The organism is Burkholderia sp. Ac-20353 (assembly GCF_017104785.1).
In the GTDB taxonomy this organism is placed as follows: Bacteria; Pseudomonadota; Gammaproteobacteria; order Burkholderiales; family Burkholderiaceae; genus Burkholderia.
This window is the reverse complement of the sequence record NZ_JAAGPL010000379.1, coordinates 1-3,423: the sequence shown is the minus strand read 5'-3', so window position 1 is coordinate 3,423 and position 3,423 is coordinate 1. Positions and strand designations below refer to the sequence as shown.

The window sequence follows — 3,423 nt, the reverse complement described above, 5'->3', positions numbered from 1 at the left end:
AGCGCACGACGAAATCGGCGCCGAGCATCTGCCGCGCGTCGCGCTCGAGGCCCTGACGCAGCCGGTCGGCGAGAAAACCGACGCTCGTCAGCGCGGCGACCGCGAGCACCAGCGCGAGCACGAGCAGCGTCAGCTCGCCCGCGCGCCAGTCGCGCCCGGTCATGCGCGCGGACTGCCGGAGCAGGTCGCGCCAGCCGAACCGCGCGGCGTGTGCGGGCCGGCTAATGTCGCGCCGGCCGACGGATGGCGACTCCACGGATGTCGCCTCCATGGATGGCGACTCCACGGATGGCCGCTCCTCGGATGACCGCCCCCCGGATGGCCGCCCCTCGGATGGCCGCCCCATCAATCCCGCTTGCTCCCGACCGAGTTGAGCCGCGTCACCATATGGTTCGCCATCCCGCGAAAGCCGCCCGACACGCCCCGCCACAGCCTTGGCACCGCCCACACCGAACCCGCGATGAAAGCGGCCAGCAGCACGAGGAACAGCAGCGGCACGAAGAACGCGAGCGCGAGCCCGCCGAACACGAGGCCGTCCTCGGTCGACGACGCAATCCAGTTCGAGATCGGTTCGGGCGACAGGTTGATCAGCGCGCGCGTGCCGGCCTTCGTGATGTGCGCGGCGCCCGCGAGCGAGCCACCCGCGAGGCCCGCGACCGCGAGCACGGTCGGATCGGCGTGGCCGAGCGCGCCGGCTGCGAGCACGGCGCCGGCCGGGATGCGGATGAACGTATGCACCGCATCCCACAGCGAATCGAACGCGGGAATCTTGTCAGCGAGGAATTCGGTGATCGCAAGCACGCCGGCGGCGCCGATCACCCATGGCGACGTGAGCACCGCAAGCGTATCGGGCAGGTGGAGCCAGCCGGCACGCGCCAGCACGCCTGCGATCAGCACCGTCAGGTACAGACGCAGGCCGCTCGCCCATGCCAGTCCCGCGCCGAGCGAAATGGCTTCGATCATGGCCCTCTCCTTGCACTTTCCGTGCGTTTCGCCGATCGATCAGGATGGCCGGCCACGCGGCGCGTGGCGGCCGGCGGCGCTTGCCGTGTCGCGCTCGGCGCGCGACGCAACGGCATTCAGGCTCGAATGCGTTCCATTATAGACAGGGAAGCCGGCGCGCCGGCGCAAATCCCCATGAGGACTATCCTCAGGTGGCTGACGACAGCTTGAGGCCGATCAAGCCGGCGACGATCAGCGACGCGCTCGCGAGGCGGGCGACGGTCAGCGCCTCGCCCATCATCACGATGCCGAACACGAATGCACCGACCGCGCCGATGCCGGTCCAGACCGCGTACGCGGTGCCGAGCGGCAACTGGCGCATCGCAACCGCGAGCAGCCCGAAGCTGGCCAGCGCCGTGACGATCGTAAAGACCGACGGCCCGAGCCGCGTAAAGCCTTCAGACGATTTCATGCCGGCCGCCCAGGCCACTTCCAGCAAACCGGCGATCAACAACAGTACCCACGCCATTTCGACGCGCTCCATGGATCAGATGGGGCCGTCCCCGTTGAAACGAATGACCCGGGGTCGTCCCCGGGCGGCGCCGAGTATAACAAGCGGCTTACAGTCGTGCAGGCTGCCGCGGCGAAACCCGCGGCCGCTGCGACAGCGGCGGCGTGACCGGGCCCGCGTGCGCCACGCGGTCAGTGCGTCACGTGTTTCATCGCGCCGGCGCCGACGCAGCGGTCGTCGCGGTACATCGCCCATTCCTCGCACACGCGGCCGTCCTTGAACACGCACATGCCGATGTCGCCTTGCGGCGAGCCGCGGACCACGTGGCGGCCGCCGAGCTTCACGCAGTTCACCGACGCCGGATTCGCGAGCGCCGCCTTCGGCTGCTGCGGCGGTTGCTGCCCGGGCGGCAGCGGTTGCGCGCACACGCCGGACACGGCGAGCGCCAGCGCACAGGAGATGGCCAGTCGGGCAAGCATCGTACGCTCCTCGTTCCGTTCGCAGAACGGCCAGCATAACGGGGAATCCGCGATCCGTGTGCAACGACGCAGCGCGGTCACACGCCGTGCCGCGCGGCCAGCGCACACCCGCGGTCCACGCCGCGGTCGTCATGCGGCGGTCGTCACTCAGCGCTCGTCACGCGGCACCGACGAGCCGGTAGCCGACCCCCGTCTCGGTGATGATGTACTCGGGCTGCGCAGGGTCGCGCTCGAGCTTCTGGCGCAGGTGCGCCATGTAGATGCGCAGGTAATGATGGCTCTCGACGTGCGACGGCCCCCACACGTCGCGCAGCAGCTGGCGGTGCGTGAGCACGCGGCCCGCGTGCCGCACGAGCGTCGCGAGCAGCCGGTATTCGAGCGGCGTCAGGTGCACGATCTCGCCGTCGCGCCAGACCTGGCGCAGCGCGAGATCGACCGACACCGTGCCGAAGCTCACTTTCGGCGACTCGTTCGCGCCGCCCTGGTTGCGCCGCCGCAGTTGCGCGCGGATCCGCGCGCGCAGCTCCGATACGCCGAACGGCTTGGTCAGGTAGTCGTCGGCGCCCGCGTCGAGCGCGGCCACCTTCTCCTCCTCCTGCGTGCGCGCGGACAGCACGATCACGGGCACCTCGGACCAGCCGCGCAGCTCGCGGATCACGTCGAGGCCGTCGGCATCGGGCAGGCCGAGATCGACGATCACGAGGTCCGGCTTGCGCGTCGCCGCATCGATGAGCCCCTGTTTGCCGGTCTCGGCCTCGAAGACGGCGATGTCCTCCTCCTCGAGCGCGGCGCGCACGAAACGGCGGATCTGTTTTTCGTCCTCGATCAGGACGACGGTCAGGCTCGGTTCACTCATGGTCTGGCGGTGGCTCGGATGATGGCGGCGCGTACGGCAGCGCGTGCAGCGCCTCGGCTTCTTCTTCGGACACGGCGGGTGCGGCGGGCGGCGTCTCGACCGGCAGCGTGAACCAGAAACGCGCGCCCGTCACGTGCCCGTCGGGGGCCGTGCGGTTGAGCGCGCCGATTCTACCGCCGTGCGCCTCGACGATCGCGCGGCAGATCGCAAGGCCGAGGCCGATGCCCGGCGTCGCCGATTCCTTCTCGCCGCGCGTGAACTTGTCGAAGATCCGCGTTTCCATCCCCGGCGGCAGGCCGGGGCCGTAATCGTCGACATGCACGCGCACGAACGGCAGGCCGTCCTCGCTGACGCGTTCCGCGCCGATTTCGAGCGGCGTGTCCGGCGGCGTGTATTTCGCGGCGTTCTCGAACAGGTTCGTGAACAGGCGCTCCATCAGCACCGCGTCCATCTGCAGCAGCGGCAGCTCGGGCGGCAGCGCGACGCGCGCCGGATGCCGCGCGAGCATGCGCCGGCACGCGGCAAGCGCGGCGCCGACGGTCTCCTCGAGCAGCGACCACTGGCGCTTCAGCTGCAGGCTGCCGGCCTGCAGCCGCGCCATGTCGAGCAGGTTGGTGACGATGCCCGTCATCCGC

The 3,423-nt window shown here is 70.3% G+C and carries 4 protein-coding genes and 2 pseudogenes; all 6 read right to left on the bottom strand.

The window, feature by feature from the left end; genetic code table 11:
- Positions 1 to 559 (bottom strand): annotated as a pseudogene (locus G3N94_RS43325) (hypothetical protein); the annotation flags it as partial.
- A pseudogene (locus G3N94_RS40365) lies at positions 496 to 963 on the bottom strand (DUF4126 domain-containing protein); the annotation flags it as partial. The pseudogenes G3N94_RS43325 and G3N94_RS40365, both read right to left, overlap by 64 nt.
- A gap of 187 nt (positions 964 to 1,150) precedes the next feature.
- The gene (gene sugE / locus G3N94_RS40360; RefSeq protein WP_205799763.1) at positions 1,151 to 1,471 is read right to left on the bottom strand and encodes a quaternary ammonium compound efflux SMR transporter SugE; all 321 of its coding nucleotides are present in this window, start codon (positions 1,469 to 1,471) and stop codon (positions 1,151 to 1,153) included.
- Positions 1,472 to 1,644: 173 nt separating this feature from the next.
- On the bottom strand, positions 1,645 to 1,932 hold the full coding sequence (locus G3N94_RS40355) for a DUF333 domain-containing protein (RefSeq protein ID WP_205799762.1): 288 nt from the start codon (positions 1,930 to 1,932) through the stop codon (positions 1,645 to 1,647).
- Between the two features lie 157 nt (positions 1,933 to 2,089).
- Entirely contained in the window at positions 2,090 to 2,788 is a 699-nt protein-coding gene (kdpE, locus tag G3N94_RS40350; RefSeq protein ID WP_205799761.1) for a two-component system response regulator KdpE, read from the bottom strand.
- Positions 2,781 to 3,423, bottom strand: a 643-nt coding sequence (locus G3N94_RS40345) for an ATP-binding protein (protein WP_241022346.1), incomplete at its 5' end; no start/stop codon positions are given. The genes G3N94_RS40345 and kdpE, both read right to left, overlap by 8 nt.